Annotated in this window: 17 protein-coding genes; 6 read left to right on the forward strand and 11 right to left on the reverse strand. The window is 58.3% G+C overall.

What is annotated here, in order from left to right; all coding sequences use genetic code 11:
• Window positions 1–2 precede the first annotated feature (2 nt).
• The 3 genes from purM to rnd all read left to right on the forward strand — a co-directional run bounded on the left by purM (window position 3) and on the right by rnd (window position 2,916).
• On the forward strand, window positions 3–1,049 hold the full coding sequence (gene purM / locus ACR0CR_RS08515; protein WP_480598174.1) for a phosphoribosylformylglycinamidine cyclo-ligase: 1,047 nt from the start codon (window positions 3–5) through the stop codon (window positions 1,047–1,049).
• Complete coding sequence (purN, locus tag ACR0CR_RS08520) at window positions 1,046–1,642, forward strand: phosphoribosylglycinamide formyltransferase (protein WP_480598175.1); 597 nt, start codon at window positions 1,046–1,048, stop codon at window positions 1,640–1,642. Before purM ends, purN begins: the two co-directional genes overlap by 4 nt.
• A 116-nt stretch (window positions 1,643–1,758) precedes the next feature.
• Window positions 1,759–2,916 (forward strand): ribonuclease D, encoded by a 1,158-nt coding sequence (gene rnd / locus ACR0CR_RS08525; protein ID WP_480598177.1) that lies wholly within the window; start codon window positions 1,759–1,761, stop codon window positions 2,914–2,916.
• Window positions 2,917–2,924: 8 nt separating this feature from the next.
• On the opposite strand, the gene ACR0CR_RS08530 is transcribed toward rnd, so the two are convergent.
• Window positions 2,925–3,449 carry a hypothetical protein gene (locus ACR0CR_RS08530; protein WP_480598178.1) on the reverse strand — a complete coding sequence of 175 codons (525 nt, stop codon included), beginning with the start codon at window positions 3,447–3,449 and terminating at the stop codon, window positions 2,925–2,927.
• A gap of 141 nt (window positions 3,450–3,590) precedes the next feature.
• Between ACR0CR_RS08530 and ACR0CR_RS08535 the strand changes: the two genes are divergently transcribed.
• Window positions 3,591–4,001, forward strand: coding sequence for a SufE family protein (locus ACR0CR_RS08535; protein ID WP_480598180.1), 411 nt, complete (start codon window positions 3,591–3,593; stop codon window positions 3,999–4,001).
• A 24-nt stretch (window positions 4,002–4,025) separates the two neighbouring features.
• Here ACR0CR_RS08535 and ACR0CR_RS08540 read toward each other — a convergent pair whose 3' ends face one another.
• Both ACR0CR_RS08540 and ACR0CR_RS08545 read right to left on the reverse strand, forming a co-directional pair.
• Window positions 4,026–4,682, reverse strand: a complete 657-nt coding sequence (locus tag ACR0CR_RS08540; RefSeq protein WP_480598181.1) for a DUF1638 domain-containing protein — start codon at window positions 4,680–4,682, stop codon at window positions 4,026–4,028.
• Between the two features lie 129 nt (window positions 4,683–4,811).
• On the reverse strand, window positions 4,812–5,510 hold the full coding sequence (locus tag ACR0CR_RS08545; protein WP_480598183.1) for a corrinoid protein: 699 nt from the start codon (window positions 5,508–5,510) through the stop codon (window positions 4,812–4,814).
• Window positions 5,511–5,817: 307 nt separating this feature from the next.
• On the opposite strand from ACR0CR_RS08545, the gene ACR0CR_RS08550 reads away from it, so the two are divergent.
• The gene (locus ACR0CR_RS08550) at window positions 5,818–6,885 is read left to right on the forward strand and encodes a PA0069 family radical SAM protein (protein WP_480598185.1); all 1,068 of its coding nucleotides are present in this window, start codon (window positions 5,818–5,820) and stop codon (window positions 6,883–6,885) included.
• Window positions 6,886–6,924: 39 nt separating this feature from the next.
• On the opposite strand, the gene gltA is transcribed toward ACR0CR_RS08550, so the two are convergent.
• Complete coding sequence (gene gltA / locus ACR0CR_RS08555) at window positions 6,925–8,220, reverse strand: citrate synthase (protein ID WP_480598187.1); 1,296 nt, start codon at window positions 8,218–8,220, stop codon at window positions 6,925–6,927.
• A gap of 122 nt (window positions 8,221–8,342) precedes the next feature.
• The gene (gene gltX, locus ACR0CR_RS08560) at window positions 8,343–9,743 is read right to left on the reverse strand and encodes a glutamate--tRNA ligase (RefSeq protein ID WP_480598189.1); all 1,401 of its coding nucleotides are present in this window, start codon (window positions 9,741–9,743) and stop codon (window positions 8,343–8,345) included.
• A gap of 78 nt (window positions 9,744–9,821) precedes the next feature.
• On the opposite strand from gltX, the gene ACR0CR_RS08565 reads away from it, so the two are divergent.
• Window positions 9,822–11,864, forward strand: a complete 2,043-nt coding sequence (locus tag ACR0CR_RS08565; RefSeq protein ID WP_480598191.1) for a ComEC/Rec2 family competence protein — start codon at window positions 9,822–9,824, stop codon at window positions 11,862–11,864.
• Here the strand turns inward: ACR0CR_RS08565 and lexA are convergent.
• The 6 genes from lexA to ACR0CR_RS08595 form a co-directional block, all read right to left on the reverse strand.
• A complete protein-coding gene (gene lexA, locus ACR0CR_RS08570) occupies window positions 11,858–12,556 on the reverse strand; it encodes a transcriptional repressor LexA (RefSeq protein ID WP_480598193.1) in 699 nt (232 codons plus the stop codon). The two genes, ACR0CR_RS08565 and lexA, sit on opposite strands and share 7 nt — an antisense overlap.
• Before the next feature lie 78 nt (window positions 12,557–12,634).
• Window positions 12,635–13,807 (reverse strand): molybdopterin molybdotransferase MoeA, encoded by a 1,173-nt coding sequence (locus ACR0CR_RS08575; RefSeq protein WP_480598195.1) that lies wholly within the window; start codon window positions 13,805–13,807, stop codon window positions 12,635–12,637.
• Window positions 13,804–14,277 carry a cyclic pyranopterin monophosphate synthase MoaC gene (moaC, locus tag ACR0CR_RS08580; RefSeq protein ID WP_480598197.1) on the reverse strand — a complete coding sequence of 158 codons (474 nt, stop codon included), beginning with the start codon at window positions 14,275–14,277 and terminating at the stop codon, window positions 13,804–13,806. The genes ACR0CR_RS08575 and moaC overlap by 4 nt, the downstream gene beginning before the upstream one ends.
• Window positions 14,277–15,089 carry an indole-3-glycerol phosphate synthase TrpC gene (trpC, locus tag ACR0CR_RS08585; protein WP_480598199.1) on the reverse strand — a complete coding sequence of 271 codons (813 nt, stop codon included), beginning with the start codon at window positions 15,087–15,089 and terminating at the stop codon, window positions 14,277–14,279. Before trpC ends, moaC begins: the two co-directional genes overlap by 1 nt.
• Complete coding sequence (trpD, locus tag ACR0CR_RS08590; RefSeq protein WP_480598201.1) at window positions 15,086–16,105, reverse strand: anthranilate phosphoribosyltransferase; 1,020 nt, start codon at window positions 16,103–16,105, stop codon at window positions 15,086–15,088. Before trpD ends, trpC begins: the two co-directional genes overlap by 4 nt.
• The gene (locus ACR0CR_RS08595; protein ID WP_480598202.1) at window positions 16,102–16,683 is read right to left on the reverse strand and encodes an anthranilate synthase component II; all 582 of its coding nucleotides are present in this window, start codon (window positions 16,681–16,683) and stop codon (window positions 16,102–16,104) included. Before ACR0CR_RS08595 ends, trpD begins: the two co-directional genes overlap by 4 nt.
• Between the last annotated feature and the right edge of the window lie 156 nt (window positions 16,684–16,839).

A 16,839-nucleotide genomic window follows, 5' to 3' on the forward strand; every position in this document is an offset into this window, starting at 1 on the left:
CCATGACAGCGGGCAAGAACGGAATCACCTATGCCGACGCAGGTGTCGACATCGATGCAGGGAACGCTCTGGTCGATCGGATCAAGCCTGCAGCCAAGCGTACCGACCGATCAGGCGTGATGAGCGGGCTGGGAGGATTTGGCGCTCTGTTCGATCTGAAAGCGGCCGGATACGAGGACCCGATTCTGGTGGGCGCGACGGACGGTGTGGGCACCAAGCTGCGGATCGCCATCGATACCGGCGTGGTAGACGGCGTAGGTGTCGATCTGGTGGCCATGTGCGTAAACGACCTGATCTGTCAGGGGGCCGAGCCGCTGTTTTTCCTGGATTATTTTGCCACCGGCAAGCTCGACACGGACACGGCCGCTCGGATCATCGAGGGCATCGCCGAAGGCTGCGTGCGGTCGGGATGCGCGCTGATCGGGGGCGAAACAGCAGAGATGCCCGGAATGTACCCGGATGGCGATTTCGATTTGGCCGGATTCTCGGTCGGCGCGATGGAGCGGGGCGCGCATTTACCCGCTGGCGTGCAGCCGGGCGACGTGCTGCTTGGATTGGCTTCGGACGGGGTGCATTCCAACGGGTATTCGCTGGTGCGCAAGTTGGTCGAGATCTCGGGGCTTAACTGGGATGCTGCATCTCCGTTCAGTGAGGGTTCGTTGGGTGAGGCGCTGCTGACGCCAACGCGGCTTTACGTGCAATCGGCGCTACAGGCGATCCGCGCGGGCGGTGTTCATGCGCTGGCCCATATCACCGGCGGCGGACTGACCGAGAACTTGCCGCGCGTTCTGCCCGAGGGGCTGGGGGCAGAGATCGACCTGAGCAGCTGGGACCTGCCGCCTGTGTTCCGCTGGATGGCGGAGACGGGCGGAATAGCCGAAGGCGAAATGCTCAAGACCTTCAACTGCGGTATAGGCATGATCGTCGTATGCGCGGAAGACCGGGCCGATGAACAGGCCGCTTTGCTTGCAGAAGCGGGTGAAACGGTTGCGCGTATTGGAACTATTACCAAAGTGCCGGGTGTTTCCTATTCAGGCAAACTGCTGTGAGTCACAAACGCGTCGCGATCCTGATCTCGGGCGGCGGGTCCAACATGGTGTCTTTGGTTGACAGCATGATTGGTGATCACCCGGCGCGGCCTTGCTTGGTTCTGTCGAACGACCCTGAGGCGGGTGGTCTGAAAAAAGCGGCTGAAAGGGGTATCCCGACGGCTTCCGTGGATCATCGACCATTCAAGGGCGATCGCGCAGCCTTTGAGGCCGAACTTCTGAAACCCTTGCAAGCAGCGCAGCCCGACATCGTATGCCTGGCGGGGTTCATGCGGGTGCTGACGGCTGATTTCGTGTCGCGTTTTCAGGGTCGAATGCTGAACATCCATCCGTCACTGTTGCCAAAATACAAGGGCCTGCACACGCATGCCCGCGCGATTGAAGCGGGCGATGCCGAGCACGGATGCTCGGTCCACGAAGTAACCGCGGCGCTGGATGACGGCCCCGTCGTGGGGCAGGCCAGAGTGAATATTGAGGCCGGAGACACGCCGGATCAACTTGCTGCGCGCGTGCTGTTGTGGGAGCACAAGCTCTACCCGGCAGTGCTTAGGCGGTATGCGATGGGTGATAGGACGCCCGTCTTTCTGGGTTGAGGACTTCAGTGCGATTTACACACATGGGCTGTTCAGCCTATGGTCAGCACGACAGCTCGGGGCGACGAACCTCCAACGGGCGGACACAAAAAAGAAAAGCAAGAACAGCAGCACGAATGAAAACCCTGACGACGACGCAAGAGCTGGCCGATTTTTGTTTGGCTGCCGCAAAGTTTCCCTATGTCACAGTAGACACCGAGTTTCTGAGAGAACGGACCTATTACTCGAAGCTATGTCTGATACAGCTGGCCGTGCCGTCCGAAGGCGAAGACAGCGCGGTTTTGGTTGATCCGCTGGCAGACGGCATGTCGCTGGACCCGCTTTACGCGCTGTTTGCCAATGAGGACGTCGTGAAAGTTTTTCACGCTGCCAGACAGGACCTAGAGATTTTCTGGGTCGAAGCGCGCGTGTTTCCGACCCCATTGTTCGATACCCAAGTCGCCGCGATGGTTTGCGGCTTTGGTGAACAGGTCGGCTATGAGACCTTGGTGCGAAAGATCTGCCGCGAAGGGGTCGACAAGACCTCGCGCTTTACCGACTGGTCGCGCCGCCCGCTGACCGAGGCGCAAAAGACCTATGCGTTGGCGGACGTGACGCATTTGCGGAAAATCTATGAATATCTGGCCGCTGAACTGGAAAAAACAAATCGCAGCCACTGGGTGGCGGAAGAGCTGCAAATCCTGACTCGGCCTGAAACCTACGACATCCGGCCCGAGGATGCCTGGCGTCGGGTCAAAACCCGGACAAACTCGGCCAGATTTCTGGCCGTTGTTCGGGAACTGGCACATTTTCGTGAAGCATACGCGCAGGACAATAACGTGCCGCGCAGCCGGGTATTCAAGGATGACGCGCTGATCGAGATGGCTTCGACCAAGCCCAAGTCGTCGTCCGACCTGGGTGGCTCGCGGTTGCTTTTGCGCGAGGCTCGTAAAGGGGTGATCGCCGAAGGCATTCTAACTGCGGTGAAACTTGGCCTGGAATGCCCGCCTGATGCGATGCCGAAGGTTGATAACAGTCGCGACAAGCTCAAGGTCAATCCGGCCCTTGCTGACTTGTTGCGTGTTTTGCTGAAATCCAAAACTGAAAGCTCGGGTGTGGCCGCCAAGCTCATTGCGTCCAGTGCCGAACTGGATCAGATCGCCGCTGGCGAGAGGGACGTGCCCGCTATGTCAGGCTGGCGCTTTGAGGTTTTCGGAGAAGACGCGCTTAAGCTGTGCGACGGCAAGATTGCGCTGGCGGCCAAAGGACAGGCGGTTCGCGTCGTTCCGTTGTGACGCGATACTTAGCGGCGGCGTGATTCCAGCGCGTTTTGTATCCCGACCACACGAACCAACCGGATCCCCTCCAGCGCCTTCAGGCTGACGTTGATCGCGTCTGAAACCATCCTGCTGCGCGTAGTGCCCTGAGGTGTCGCATAGTTGGGATAATCGACACGAAATGAATACTCAAGCACCCCGTTTTTTGAGTTTTCTTCGGAATCGATCCGCTCAAGGCGCGCGTTAAAGGCACCTTGGCGGGAAGCCGTTCCCGCAGCATAAATGATGGCCCCATTTGGGGTCGGATCAATTCGAAGCTCATCAATTACGGCAATCGGTACGCTCCGGTCTTCAGCCTCGGGTCGGGCAAGTAGTCCACGCGCTTCGCTTTGCTGTGGAACAAGTGCATTGGCATCGTCGGGTGACGTTTCAGCAGGCGATGGTGCACTGTCGCCGAACCAGTTGGTCGGGTTCACCCGCGAGTCTCGCCAACTGTTGCAAGCAGACAGCGACATGGTTGCAATCAGAAGAACCGACAGAGTTTTGTTCATGGACCCAACACTTTGCGCAATAGTACGTCACACGGGTTATCCCAAATTCGGTCACTTGAAAAGCCGCGCTAGGGGCTGGACAGGCAGGTTGCCTCGGCATAGGTCACAAATGAGATCGCTAAATCCGAGGACCCAAGTACCATGGCAAGCCCGGCCTTTGAAGAAATCGTCGAAGACTTTGAGTTCCTTGAGGACTGGGAAGACCGGTATCGGCATGTCATCGAACAGGGCAAGGCGATGGAACCGCTGGAGGATGCGCTCAAAGTGCCCGCCACCAAGGTGAACGGTTGCGCCAGTCAGGTCTGGTTGCATCCGGTCTTTGAACAAGGAAAATTTCGGTTTGACGGGGACAGCGACGCATTGATCGTGCGCGGACTTATCGCCGTTCTTCGGGCGCTTTATAACGATTTGCCGATTGCCGACGTGCCCAAAGTGGACGCAGCAGTCGAGTTGGGCAGGCTGGGGTTGAACGACCATTTGTCTGCGCAGCGATCCAACGGGTTGCGTGCCATGGTCGAACGCATTCGCGAAGTGGCACTGGCCAGCGCCTAGGCGCAGACATCCAGAGGCGGCTGGTCAGCGGGTCGCCCAGTCAGACAGCGTCGTCTCAAGATCTCCATAGCCGGTTAATCTGCGCTCGAACGTCAGGCCCATGCGGTCGGCGCAGTCCTTTGCACGGCGTGTCAGGTCCGGATCTTCCGTCTGCGCCTGATAGACAAGCTTTGTGTAATTCCCGAAATACATGTCCCGCAATTCTGGGTGACGATCCAGGCCCAGCGGCTTCCACACAAAGGCATCAAACTGGCGGGCCAGAAAGTCGGTCAGGTAAAAGGCCGTCGTTTCATCTTCGCTTTGGGCGGAAAACGCGGCGTTGCCTTCGAAGAATGAATAGCAGTGCGGGCCTTGGACCATTTCCACGCCCAGACGCGCGCAAGCCTGTTGCAAAAGCCCGCCAGTTCCGCAATCAGCGTAGACGACGAAAATCTGATCATAGTTCTCACGGTGTTTGAGCACAGCCTCTTCGACCGCCTCAGTGATGCGGTCGGGATAAACGTGCAGAATGGCGGGCAGGCAGGTCAGGGCAATGTGGTCCCAGCCATTGCGCTTTTTTAGATCCAGAATTTCACGCGCAAGCGCTCCACATGCGATTAGTAGGATGGAACCTGCCGCTTGTGGTGCGTCGTAACCTTCCGTTGTCAGGTGATCATCTGTTGGAACTGGAGTGTCCGCCATGATCTGATTCCGTTCTATGCAATGACAGACGAAGCGCGGTCCAACGTCTGTGCTGTCGTGTTCGCGCTGAGTATACAAAAAAAGCCGCCCCGAGACAGGGCGGCTGATTTTCGATCAAAACGACACAGCTTAGCCAGCCAATTGATTGTGCTTACGCGACACAAACTCCTTGGCGGTTTCGACGGCAACCGCCGCGTCCCGACAATAGGCGTCTGCACCGATGGCCTTGCCAAACTCTTCGTTCAAGGGCGCACCACCGACGAGCACGATGTATTCTTCCCTCAGGCCTTGCTCGATCAGCGTATCAATCACGACCTTCATGTAAGGCATTGTCGTGGTAAGAAGTGCGGACATGCCCAGAATGTCCGGTTGTTCGGTTTCCAGAGCTTCCAGGTAGTTTTCGACCGGGTTGTTGATGCCGATATCCACGACTTCGAAGCCCGCGCCTTCCATCATCATCGATACGAGGTTCTTGCCGATGTCGTGGATGTCGCCTTTGACTGTGCCAATCACCATCTTGCCGACGCGCGGAGCGCCGGTTTCGGCCAGCAGAGGTTTTAGGATGAACATGCCACCCTTCATCGCATTGGCTGCCAGCAAAACCTCTGGCACGAAAAGGATGCCGTCGCGGAAGTCATGGCCAACGATGGTCATTCCACCGACCAGAGCTTTTGTCAGGATGTCGTAAGGCATCCAACCGCGTTCCAGCAGGATGTTTACGCCTTCTTCGATCTCTTCCTTCAGACCGTCATACAGGTCATCGAACATCTGTTCGACCAGTTCGTCGTCGTTCAGTTCGGACAGGACGATGTCTTCTTCGTCAGACATGGGGCATTTCCCTGAGCTGTTTGGGCCATTCGGCCCGTGGTGGCGTTTTTTCCGTTTTGGCCATTTCGTCGCAGGTCTACTGTGACGATTGCGACCTCGGTCGATCTGAGACCGACCTATAGGCTGAATAATCGCACACAGCGACGTCTAATTTTGCAAGATCATCCTGCATTCCTTTCATTTTCCACCGTCAAATCAGGGGCCGGTTTGGCGTTGCTGTGTCAAAACCGGGGTCGGTGGACCCGACCAAGCTATTGCGAAATCGGGCGCATATGTTAACATCAGAATTAGAACAAAAAGCGAACAAATGTCTGTATTGAAACACCACCCAGGACGTGGCGCGACGCGCAACACCGCCGGCCGGTTCGAGCGGTTGGTGACCGATATAGAACAAGACGGATGGGACATTCCCGAAGACCTGCCGCCGCTGCGAACCGAAGTGCGTGAAGAAATCGCCCGCAGCATAATCACGTACAACAAGTCGCCGGACCTTCCGTTTGATCGGTCCATCAACCCTTATCGCGGGTGCGAACATGGGTGCGTTTATTGTTTTGCCCGCCCATCACACGCCTATTTGGGACTGTCGCCCGGTCTGGATTTCGAAACGCGCTTGACCGCGCGACCAAACGCGGCTGAAGTGCTGCGCCGCGAATTGTCTTTGCGATCTTACAAAGTGGCTACAATTGCATTGGGAACCAACACCGACCCTTACCAGCCAATCGAAAAGACGCGAGAAATAACAAGAGATTGCTTGAAGGTCCTAAGTGAGTTTCGGCACCCGATCGGGATCGTGACCAAGGGGGCCTTGATCGAACGTGACCTTGATATTCTGGGGCCGATGGCGCAGCGCGGCCTTGTGCGCGTCGGTATCTCGGTAACAACGCTGAACGCCGACTTGTCTCGGCGGATGGAACCGCGAGCACCCTCACCAAGCCGGCGTCTGCGCATGATAGAACGGTTGACTCGGGCAGGTGTGCCGGTTCGCGTCATGACGTCTCCTGTCATTCCGGGGCTTACTGATCATGAATTGGAAAACCTGTTGGAGGCTGGCAAGCAGGCTGGCGCGGACTCGGCCAGCTGGATCATGCTGCGATTGCCGCGCGAGGTATCTCAGCTGTGGCAAGATTGGTTGCTGGAACAAGAACCCAACCGCGCGGCCAAGGTTATGTCCCACCTTCGTGAGATGCACGGTGGTCGCGATTACGACCCGCGATGGGGACACCGAATGCGGGGCGAAGGGGTTTATGCTGAACTGATCGCGAAGCGGTTCAAAGCGGCGGTAAAGCGGCTTGGGCTTGCGACAAAAACACCTCCGCTGCGCTGCGACTTGTTTGCCAAGCCAGCGCAGGCCGGGGATCAGCTTAACCTGTTCTGAAACGAAAAACCCCCGCTTGCGGCGGGGGTTAGCTCTGTATCAGCGGTTTTCGATGTCGACGTAGTCGCGGCTGGTTTCGCCCAAATACAGCTGGCGCGGGCGACCGATCTTGTTCTGAGGATCAGCGATCATTTCTTTCCACTGACTCACCCAACCGACAGTGCGCGACAGCGCAAAGATCGGAGTGAACATCGAGGTCGGGAAGCCCATCGCCTCAAGGATGATGCCGGAATAGAAGTCCACGTTCGGGAACAGTTTCTTCTCGGCGAAATACGGATCTTCCAACGCCTCGCGTTCAAGTTCCTTGGCGACTTGCAGCTTGGGATTGTCTTCGATACCCAGCAGGTCCAGCACTTCGTCGGCGGACTGCTTCATGACCTTGGCGCGCGGGTCAAAGTTCTTGTAGACGCGGTGACCAAAGCCCATCAGTCGGAACGGATCGTTCTTGTCTTTGGCCCGCGCGATAAACTCGGGGATGCGATCCACCGAGCCGATCTCTTCCAGCATTTCAAGACATGCCTGGTTCGCACCACCATGCGCAGGTCCCCACAGACAGGCGATACCGGCGGCGATGCAAGCAAACGGGTTCGCCCCGGAAGACGATGCCAGGCGTACGGTCGAGGTCGAGGCGTTCTGTTCGTGGTCCGCGTGCAACGTAAAGATGCGGTCCATTGCGCGGCTGAGGATCGGGTTGACCTCATATTCTTCGGCCGGAACGCTGAAGCACATGCGCAGGAAGTTCGACGCATAATCAAGATCGTTGCGCGGATACACGAAGGGCTGGCCGGTGTGGTACTTATAAGCCCAGGCCGCAATGGTCGGCATCTTGGCGATCAGACGGTGCGATGCAACCTCGCGCTGATGCGGATCCGAGATATCGGTCGAGTCGTGATAGAAGGCCGACATTGCGCCTACAACACCCACCATGATCGCCATCGGGTGCGCATCGCGACGGAACCCGCGGTAGAAATACTGCATTTGTTCGTGCAGCATGGTGTGACGGGTGATCGTGGATTCGAATTTCTCAAGAACTGGCGCGGTCGGCAGCTCTCCGTACAGCAACAGGTAACACACTTCGAGGAAGTGCGATTTGCCGGCCAGCTGGTCGATCGGATAGCCGCGATGCAACAGCTCACCCTTTTCGCCGTCAATATAAGTGATCGTGCTGTCGCAACTGGCGGTGGAAGTAAAACCGGGATCATAGGTGAACACACCCGCCTGACCATAAAGCTTGCGGATATCGATGACGTCCGGACCAGCGGTCGGCGAATGAACCGGCAACTCGTACGTCTCGCCATGGACTGTCAGGGTGGCTGATTTGTTGCTGTCGGTCATTTTGTCCCTTCCTCATTCATGCGCAATTCGGTTCGCTGTCCGAACTTGCGGGCAACGGCTGCGCACAGAAGGCGCAGTCCGGGTGTTAGCGGAGCAGCGTTACCCAAATGTGAAGCTTTGGTTTAATTCGCTGCGTCAGAAAGCCGTGCCAGGGTTTCATCCCGCCCCAACACAAGCATCATATCAAAAACCGAAGGTGTCACTGCCCGACCTGCCAGCGCCGCCCTGAGTGGACCCGCCAGCTTGCCAAACTTCAGCCCTTTCGCTTCTGCAAACGAATTCAAGGCATCCTCCAGCTCGGTTCGCGTCCAGCTAGCATTTTGCACGTGCGGCGTCAATTCACTCAGTATACCATCGGATACAGAAGTCAGGGCCTTTGCCGCTTTCTCGTCAGGTTCAATTGGGCGGGATGTGAGTACAAAATGAGCCTTTTCAATCAGTTCCGGGAATGTGCGCGCCCGATCCTTGAGGCAATACATCGCACGTTCCAGATCACCGGATTGTGTTTCCGTTACGGCAGGTAAGTTGGCTGCGTTCAGATAGGCTTCGACTTCCTGCCGCAACGCGGCATCATCGGCCACGGCGATATGTTGCCCGCACAGATTCTCGAGCTTCTTCATGTCGAACCGCGCGGGACTTTTGCCAATTCCGTCCAGATCGAACCACTCTTTGGCTTGTGCGTCCGTAAAAAACTCGTCGTCGCCATGGCTCCAGCCCAAGCGGGCAAGATAGTTACGCATTCCAGCGGCGGGATAGCCCATCGCCTGATACTCTTGCGCACCCAAAGCGCCGTGGCGTTTCGACAGCTTCTTTCCATCAGGTCCATGGATCAGCGGGATATGCGCCCAGACCGGTACGTCCCAGCCCATGGCTTCATAAATCATCATCTGGCGCGCGGCGTTGTTCAGATGGTCGTCGCCCCGGATCACATGAGTCACGCCTATGTCGTGGTCATCGACGACGACAGCCAGCATGTAGACAGGTGTTCCGTCCGAGCGCAGCAAGATCATGTCGTCCAATTGATCGTTCCGGATGCTGACATCTCCCTGCACCCGATCTCGAATCACGGTGGTCCCGTCCTGAGGGGCTTTGATGCGAATAACAAACGGCGCGTCGGGGTGGTCACTTGTCGGAACATCCCTCCACGGACTGCGAAACAGGGTCGAGCGACCTTCGGCCCGCGCTTCCTCGCGAAACGCGGCGATTTCGTCTTGTGTTGAAAAACACTTATAGGCCTTGCCCGCGTCCAGAAGTTGATGCGCAACTTCGGCATGGCGCGCGGCCCCTTCGAATTGACTGATCACGTCGCCATCATGGTCCAGTCCCAGCCAGCTCATCCCTTGCAGAATGGCTGCCGTCGCCTCGGGCGTCGAACGCTCACGATCCGTGTCTTCGATCCGCAACAAGAACTTGCCGCCGCGACCCCGCGCATAAAGCCAGTTGAACAAAGCCGTGCGTGCGCCGCCGATGTGCAAAAAACCGGTGGGCGAGGGGGCAAAGCGGGTGACGACCTGATCGGACATGGTTGGGATTAACCTTTTGGTAACCGTGGCGGGCTTAGTTTTGCGTCTGTCTAACGAGCCGGAAGGACGGGGGCAACCATGCGTGTTCGGACATGTGTCGCAATGGCGCTGCTGAACCAGCGCGGGCATTTGCTGGCCTGGTCTCCGGTCTGTCTGGCGGTGGGGATTGGTCTGTTTTTCAGTCTGCGGTTCGAGCCGGGAACAGACCTTTATATCGGGGTCGCGGCCTTGATGATTGTCGCGTTTGGTACGGCGTGGCTTTTTCCTGTTGCCTGGGCTCCGTTGGCGATCGGTGCGGCGTTGATCTGCGGTGGGTTTCTGCTGGCTGGATCGCGCGCGCACATGGTTGCAGAACCGGTTCTGCAATGGCGCTACTATGGCCCGGTCGAGGGGCGGGTTGTGGCGCTGGACCGGTCTGCGTCGGACGCGTTGCGGGTCACGCTGGATCAGGTACGCATCGGGGATGTGCCTGCTACCCAGAGGCCACAGCGCGTCCGACTCTCGGTTCATGGTGATACCGTGGAATTGCGCCCCGGCCAAAGGATCATGACAACGGCCCACCTGTCGCCGCCGCAGGGGCCAGTGGAACCCGGCGGCTTTGATTTCCGTCGACATGCGTGGTTCCAACAATTGGGGGCCGTCGGGTACACCCGAGTTCCGGTGCTGAAGGTGGCGCCAGCCGCGAGTGGATTGGCCGGAGTGCGCGTGAACGCCTTGCGCATGGCAATATCGCAGCGCGTACGCACTGTGTTGCCGGCAGAGGTCGGGGGGTTCGCAGCGGCCGTCACCACTGGGGATCGCAGCGGAATGGGTCAGCAAACGCTCAAGGCGCTGAGAGCATCGAACCTGGCGCATCTGCTGGCCATTTCCGGACTTCACATGGGTCTTCTGACCGGATTTGTGTTTCTGACCTGTCGCATTGGCCTGTCCGCGATTCCTCCGCTTGCTCTACGTATTTCGGCGCGAAAAGTGGCGGCGGTGTGCGCGTTGGTCGCTGCGACGATCTATTTGCTCATGTCGGGTGGAAATGTGGCCACCGAGCGGGCTTTTGTCATGGTCTGCGTTATGTTGGGGGCTGTGCTGATCGACCGAAGGGCGATCTCGCTGCGTGCCGTGGCCGTTGCTGCGCTGATTGTGTTGGTGTTGAGGCCAGAAAGTCTGCTCAGTCCGGGTTTTCAGATGTCGTTCGCGGCCACAACGGCGTTGGTCGCGGTGTTTGGCGCGTTGCGCGACTGGGGGCCGCTGCCGGGTCCGAAGTGGACAAAACCCGTGGCTGCGCTTGTGATGTCCTCGGCGATCGCAGGGCTGGCGACCGCCCCCATCGGTGCCGCGCATTTCAATACGATGTCTCACTACGGTTTGTTGGCCAACTTGTTGTCGGTCCCGGTGATGGGATCGGTTGTCGTGCCATCGGCGGTTGTTGCTGCTTTGTTGGCACCATTGGGATTGGAATGGATCGCACTGACCGTCATGGGCTGGGGCTTGCGCTGGATATTATGGGTGGCAGACTGGGTGTCGGGCATGAGCGGTTCGCTCGGCTATGTCGCAGGTCCTCCGGATTTTGTGCTTCCGGTCATGGCATTGGGCCTGCTTTGGGTGTTTCTTTGGCAAGGCAAAGCGCGCTGGTTGGGTCTGGCTCCGTCACTCGCTGCCGTGGCGCTGTGGGGGCAGGGGCAGCGTCCCGAAGTCCTGATTGCGGACAGCGGCGGACTGGTCGGTGTGATGACCGAAACGGGCCGTGCTCTTAGCAAGTCGAAGGGCAGCGGGTTTGTCGCATCCGTCTGGTTGGAAAACGACGGCGACGGTGTCACGCAAGCCTATGCTGCTAACCGCTGGCCGCAAACAAAGGGTCTAGCACAGCGTTTCGACCTAGGAGACTTTGAACTTGTTCATTTGATCGGAAAGCGCGCCGTGCACGGCTTTGACGAGTGTAAAAGCGACCAGATCGTCATCGCTCCAGTTGATTTGGAGCTTGCCGGCAACTGCCAGATCTTCGACTTGGGCCGACTAAAGGAAACCGGCAGTCTGGCGTTCGCCAATGGTCAGGTCGTCTCAACCTCCGACATTTCAGGCCAACGCCTGTGGTCACCCAAGAAACGCAGCAATGAAAAAGATCAGTAGCTGCGGATCAGGCCGACCAGTCGACCTTGTACCCTAACCTTGTCCTCGGGCAGTACACGCGTTTCGTAGGCCGGATTTGCTGCCTCAAGCGCGATCGCGTGGCCGCGGCGGAAGAACCGCTTGAGCGTTGCTTCCTGGTCTTCGACAAGCGCTACGACGATGTCGCCATTGTCCGCGGACGATGTTTCACGAATTACAACCACATCACCATCATTGATCCCCGCGTCGATCATCGAGTCACCCCGAACCTCCAGCGCGTAGTGATCGCCCTTGCCCGAGACCATCGTTCCAGGCACGGCAACATGGTGCGACACGTGGCTGATCGCTTCGATCGGAACGCCTGCAGCGATGCGGCCCATCACCGGCAATTCCATCGCGTCCACTGTGACTGGTTCGAAATTCGCAGGCCGTGGACCATCCGGCTTGTCGCCCTCAATCACGCGAGGCTTGAAGCTGGCGGTTGGTTCACCGCCCAGACTTTCGGGTAGCTTGACGATTTCAATAGCGCGGGCGCGGTGGGCAAGGCGGCGAATGAATCCGCGTTCCTCCAACGCAGTGATCAGACGGTGAATGCCGGATTTGGATCTGAGGTCCAATGCGGCCTTCATTTCGTCGAAACTGGGCGGAACACCGTCCGCCTGCACGCGTTTATGGATGAATTCCAGCAAATCCAACTGCTTCTTGGTCAGCATCGCTCACACCTCGTCGCTCATGCGTTTTCTTTTGTTCTACGCATGTTCACGTTTTGTGTCAACGGATTTGGCGCGCGGCTAGATCGGCAGGTACTGAACCTCATCCCCTTGAGCCCGCTCCGGATCATTCGGTTCACGCACCAACAAAGCGTTGGCCTGCGCCAGAACGCTCAGCAATGAACTGTCTTGGTCGTCGCATGCGCGGATGCCGTTTTGATCCAGAACGGCGCGCATGTAGTGTTCACGCGGGCCGTTCTTGCCGAGCGGGACCGACAGTCGCGCGTGCTGAAACGGGGTTAGAACTTGGGCCTGCCCAAGCATCTTTCGCACCATTGGCAGCAAGAACAGATACCCACAGACCATCGCGCTGACCGGGTTGCCAGGAAGGCCGACCATAGCGGCATCGCCCAACCGTCCTGCCATCAAGGGTTTTCCGGGGCGCATCCTGATCTTGTAGAACGAACGTTCCATGCCCAAGCCCTCGGAAACGTCCGCAACCAGGTCGTATTCCCCAACAGACGCGCCACCGATTGTCACCACAAGATCGGCGCCCTGGGCCAATTCAAACGCCGTTTCCAGTGAGGACACCGTGTCTCGGGCAATCGGCAAGATGCGCACGTGCGCCCCGGCATCTTCCAGCAGCGCCTTCAGGCCGAAGGTGTTTGACGCAATGATCTGATCAGGGCCGGGGGTTTCTCCGGGCATGACCAGTTCGTCACCGGTCGAGATTAGGGCGACAGTCGGTTTGCGCGTCACAGGAACTGAGGCGATGTTCATCGCGGCCATCAGCGCGACATCTTCAGGCCGCAGCTTGCGTGGAGCCGTGATCGTGGTACCGGTCGTAAAGTCAACGCCTGCGGGTCGAATGTTGGACTTAGGGCTGGGTTCATCTGTTATCGTTAGAAGATCATCGCGACGGTCGGTATCTTCTTGAATAACAACGAAATCGGCACCCTCAGGGATGGGCGCGCCGGTGAAAATGCGTACGGCCTGACCCGGTCCAACACTGCCTTCAAAGCGTCGTCCGGCTGCGGCCTCGCCGACAATTTTGAACATGGCGTGCAATTCAACTTCAGCAGATTTGACGGCATAGCCGTCCATTGACGAGGCCGCAAACGGCGGTTGATCCCGCATGGCGGCAACGTCCTGCGCCAAGACACGACCTGACGCTTCGGCCAACGGGACCGTCTCGGTTGGCAGGGTCGTCACCAGATCGAACAGAAGGGCTCGGGCGTCTTCAACCGAAATCATTGCGCCTCGTAACGTCCTGATTTGCCGCCATCCTTAACAAGAACGCGGATGCCGCCGATTTCCATCGCCTTATCCACCGCCTTGGTCATGTCATAAACAGTCAGCGCGGCGGTTGAGACAGCTGTCAGAGCTTCCATCTCCACTCCGGTCTGCCCGGTGGTTTTGACGGTAGCTTCGATTTGAACACCGGGTAGGTCAGGGTCCAGCGTCAATTCAACAGCCACACGAGTTACCGGCAGCGGATGGCAAAGCGGGATAAGATCGGGTGTTTTCTTGGCTCCCATGATCCCGGCCAGCCGTGCGACGCCCAGAACATCACCCTTCTTTGCGCGACCTTCTGAAATGATTTCAAAGGTTTCCTGCGCCATCCTGATGTGTCCTGCCGCCACGGCCACACGGTCCGTCACATCCTTGTCCGAGACATCGACCATATGCGCTTGCCCTTGCGCATCAAAATGGGTCAGCGACATCACATCACCCCGGGGATTAGCGGGTTGGCCAGCAAATTACGGGTCGCAACAGCCACGTCGTCCTGGCGCATCAGGCTTTCACCAATCAGGAAACAGCGCGCGCCATAGCGCGCAATGTCGGCCAGATCAGCCGATGAACTCAAACCGCTTTCACAAACGATTGTGCGGTCGGCAGGAACCAATTTCGACAGCCGTCGGGTCGTATCAAGAGTCGTCTCGAACGTCTTGAGATTACGGTTATTGATCCCGATCAGAGAGCTCTTGAGGGCGGTTGCGCGCTCCAGTTCCGCTTCGTCATGAACCTCAATCAGAACATCCATGCCCCAGTCAAAGGCCGTTTGCTCCAGCTCAGCCGCTTGCGCGTCGCTGACCGACGCCATGATGATCAGGATGCAGTCGGCCCCCAAGGCTCGCGCTTCGACGACCTGATAGGGGTCGTACATAAAATCCTTGCGCAAAGCAGGCAGCGAACAAGCAGCGCGGGCGGCGGTCAGAAATTCCTTAGCGCCCTGAAAGCTGGGCGTATCGGTCAGAACGGACAAGCAGGCCGCACCGCCATCCTCATAGGCGTTTGCCAGCGATGGCGGGTCAAAATCCTCGCGGATCAACCCTTTGGACGGGCTGGCTTTTTTGACTTCCGCAATCAAACCGTACCCGGTGCGCGTTGCCGTTTGCAGAGCCTTGGCGAAGCCGCGCGCCTCACCTGCGTTTCTGGCTTCGCCCTCCAGAGTTGCCAAAGGCGTCTCTGCTTTGTCCGCTGCAACTTCTTCCAGTTTGTAGGCTTTGATCTTGTCCAGTACGGTCTCGGTCATGCGGCTTCCTGTGTTATGCGCGCCAGAGCGGTAATTTTGTCCTTTGCCCGGCCGCTATCGATGCTGTCGGCAGCCATGGCGACACCTTCGCGCAGGTCGCTGGCCGCGTCGGCCACAACCAACGCAGCGGCCGCGTTCAGCAAAACCGCGTCGCGATAGGCCGAAGGCGCGCCGTCCAGCAAAGCGCGGAAGGCTACGGCGTTTTCTTCGGGCGTGCCGCCAATGATGTCCTCGAAAGGATGAACGGGCAGGCCCGCGTCTTCGGGGTGGATTTCGACCTCTCTAACGGTTCCATCTTCGACCGAGGCCACCCAACTGACGCCGGTGATGGTCAATTCGTCGGTGCCGTCGGACCCGTGAACCAACCAGGCATGTTCGGCACCGAGCAAGCCCAAAGTTTCGGCCATCGGGCGGATCAAATCGCGGCTGAACGCGCCGGTTAATTGACGCCGCACGCCGGCAGGGTTGGTCAGCGGCCCGAGAATGTTGAAGATCGTGCGCGTTCCCAGTTCTTGCCGGGAAGGCATCACATGCGCAATTGCCGGGTGATGCATCGGAGCCATCATGAAACCGATGCCGACGTCTTGCAAAGCCTTTTCAACGACTTGCGGGCCGACCATCACGTTGATACCGAGCTGCCCCAGCGCATCTGCCGCGCCGGACTTCGAGCTGAGGTTCCGGTTGCCGTGCTTGGCCACAACCACTCCGGCCCCTGCGACGACAAAGGCCGTGGCCGTCGAAATATTCAGTGTCCCCTTGCCGTCGCCTCCGGTCCCGACGATATCCATTGCGCCCTCGGGTGCCGTGACAGCATGACACTTGGCCCGCATTACAGCAGCAGCGGCGGCGTATTCATCGACGGTCTCACCTCGGGTCCGCATGGCCATCAGCAGGCCGCCGATCTGGCTGGGCGTAGCTGCACCATCGAAAAGGATGCCAAAAGCCTGCTCAGCTTCGGCACGGGTCAAAGGCCGATCGGCGGCGGCACCGATCAGCGGTTTCAGAGCGTCGCTCATGCGGGGACTTTCATCTCATTCAGGAAATTTTTTAGCAGGGCATGCCCGTGCTCAGACGCGATGGATTCCGGATGGAACTGAACACCGTGGATCGGTAGCACTTTGTGCTGCAAACCCATGATCGTGCCATCCTCCAACTCTGCCGTGATTTCAAGGCAGTCGGGCAAGGTTTCGCGGTCCACTATCAGTGAGTGATAGCGTGTCGCCTCAAACGGCGAGGGCAGACCGGCGAAAACGCCTTTGCTTGTGTGGTGCATCTGGCCCATTTTGCCATGCACGATTTCATGGCACCGCACCACTTTGCCACCGAAGGTCTGACCGATGGTCTGATGACCCAGGCAGACGCCCATCAGCGGTGTTTGCGTCTCGGCTGCGGCCTGCGTCAACGCAAGGCAAATGCCCGCCTGATCCGGGTCGCATGGGCCTGGACTAAGCAAGATGCCAGCGGGGTTCATGGCCATCGCTTCCTGCACGTCGAGCGCATCGTTGCGGCGCACGACCATTTCTGCCCCAAGCTCGCCCAAATAATGCACGAGATTGTAGGTAAACGAGTCATAGTTGTCGATCAGCAGCAGCATTTGAGTACTTGTCTTTGCTTGGGCATTTGGGGCTGGCGATACAGCCCCGAGCCGCGATATAATGTCGGGACATACATGCTCAGGCTTGTGCGGCAGCGTCAAGAGGACATCCCAACTTGACGAACGCGCAGATGAGTGCCGCAGCAGACGGTCGCA

Source organism: Ruegeria sp. AM2 (assembly GCF_056540685.1).

Coding starts and splice junctions, on each gene's coding strand:
- ACR0CR_RS08535 (WP_480598180.1), top strand. CDS start 3,591: ATGGCAAGCCCGGCCTTTGAAGAAATCGTCGAAGACTTTGAGTTCCTT.
- lexA (WP_480598193.1), bottom strand. CDS start 12,556: ATGCTGACCAAGAAGCAGTTGGATTTGCTGGAATTCATCCATAAACGC.
- ACR0CR_RS08530 (WP_480598178.1), bottom strand. CDS start 3,449: ATGAACAAAACTCTGTCGGTTCTTCTGATTGCAACCATGTCGCTGTCT.
- ACR0CR_RS08595 (WP_480598202.1), bottom strand. CDS start 16,683: ATGCTGCTGCTGATCGACAACTATGACTCGTTTACCTACAATCTCGTG.
- rnd (WP_480598177.1), top strand. CDS start 1,759: ATGAAAACCCTGACGACGACGCAAGAGCTGGCCGATTTTTGTTTGGCT.
- ACR0CR_RS08575 (WP_480598195.1), bottom strand. CDS start 13,807: ATGATTTCGGTTGAAGACGCCCGAGCCCTTCTGTTCGATCTGGTGACG.
- ACR0CR_RS08545 (WP_480598183.1), bottom strand. CDS start 5,510: ATGTCTGACGAAGAAGACATCGTCCTGTCCGAACTGAACGACGACGAA.
- trpD (WP_480598201.1), bottom strand. CDS start 16,105: ATGAGCGACGCTCTGAAACCGCTGATCGGTGCCGCCGCCGATCGGCCT.
- ACR0CR_RS08550 (WP_480598185.1), top strand. CDS start 5,818: ATGTCTGTATTGAAACACCACCCAGGACGTGGCGCGACGCGCAACACC.
- gltA (WP_480598187.1), bottom strand. CDS start 8,220: ATGACCGACAGCAACAAATCAGCCACCCTGACAGTCCATGGCGAGACG.
- trpC (WP_480598199.1), bottom strand. CDS start 15,089: ATGACCGAGACCGTACTGGACAAGATCAAAGCCTACAAACTGGAAGAA.
- purM (WP_480598174.1), top strand. CDS start 3: ATGACAGCGGGCAAGAACGGAATCACCTATGCCGACGCAGGTGTCGAC.
- ACR0CR_RS08540 (WP_480598181.1), bottom strand. CDS start 4,682: ATGGCGGACACTCCAGTTCCAACAGATGATCACCTGACAACGGAAGGT.
- gltX (WP_480598189.1), bottom strand. CDS start 9,743: ATGTCCGATCAGGTCGTCACCCGCTTTGCCCCCTCGCCCACCGGTTTT.
- ACR0CR_RS08565 (WP_480598191.1), top strand. CDS start 9,822: ATGCGTGTTCGGACATGTGTCGCAATGGCGCTGCTGAACCAGCGCGGG.
- moaC (WP_480598197.1), bottom strand. CDS start 14,277: ATGTCGCTGACCCATTTTGATGCGCAAGGGCAAGCGCATATGGTCGAT.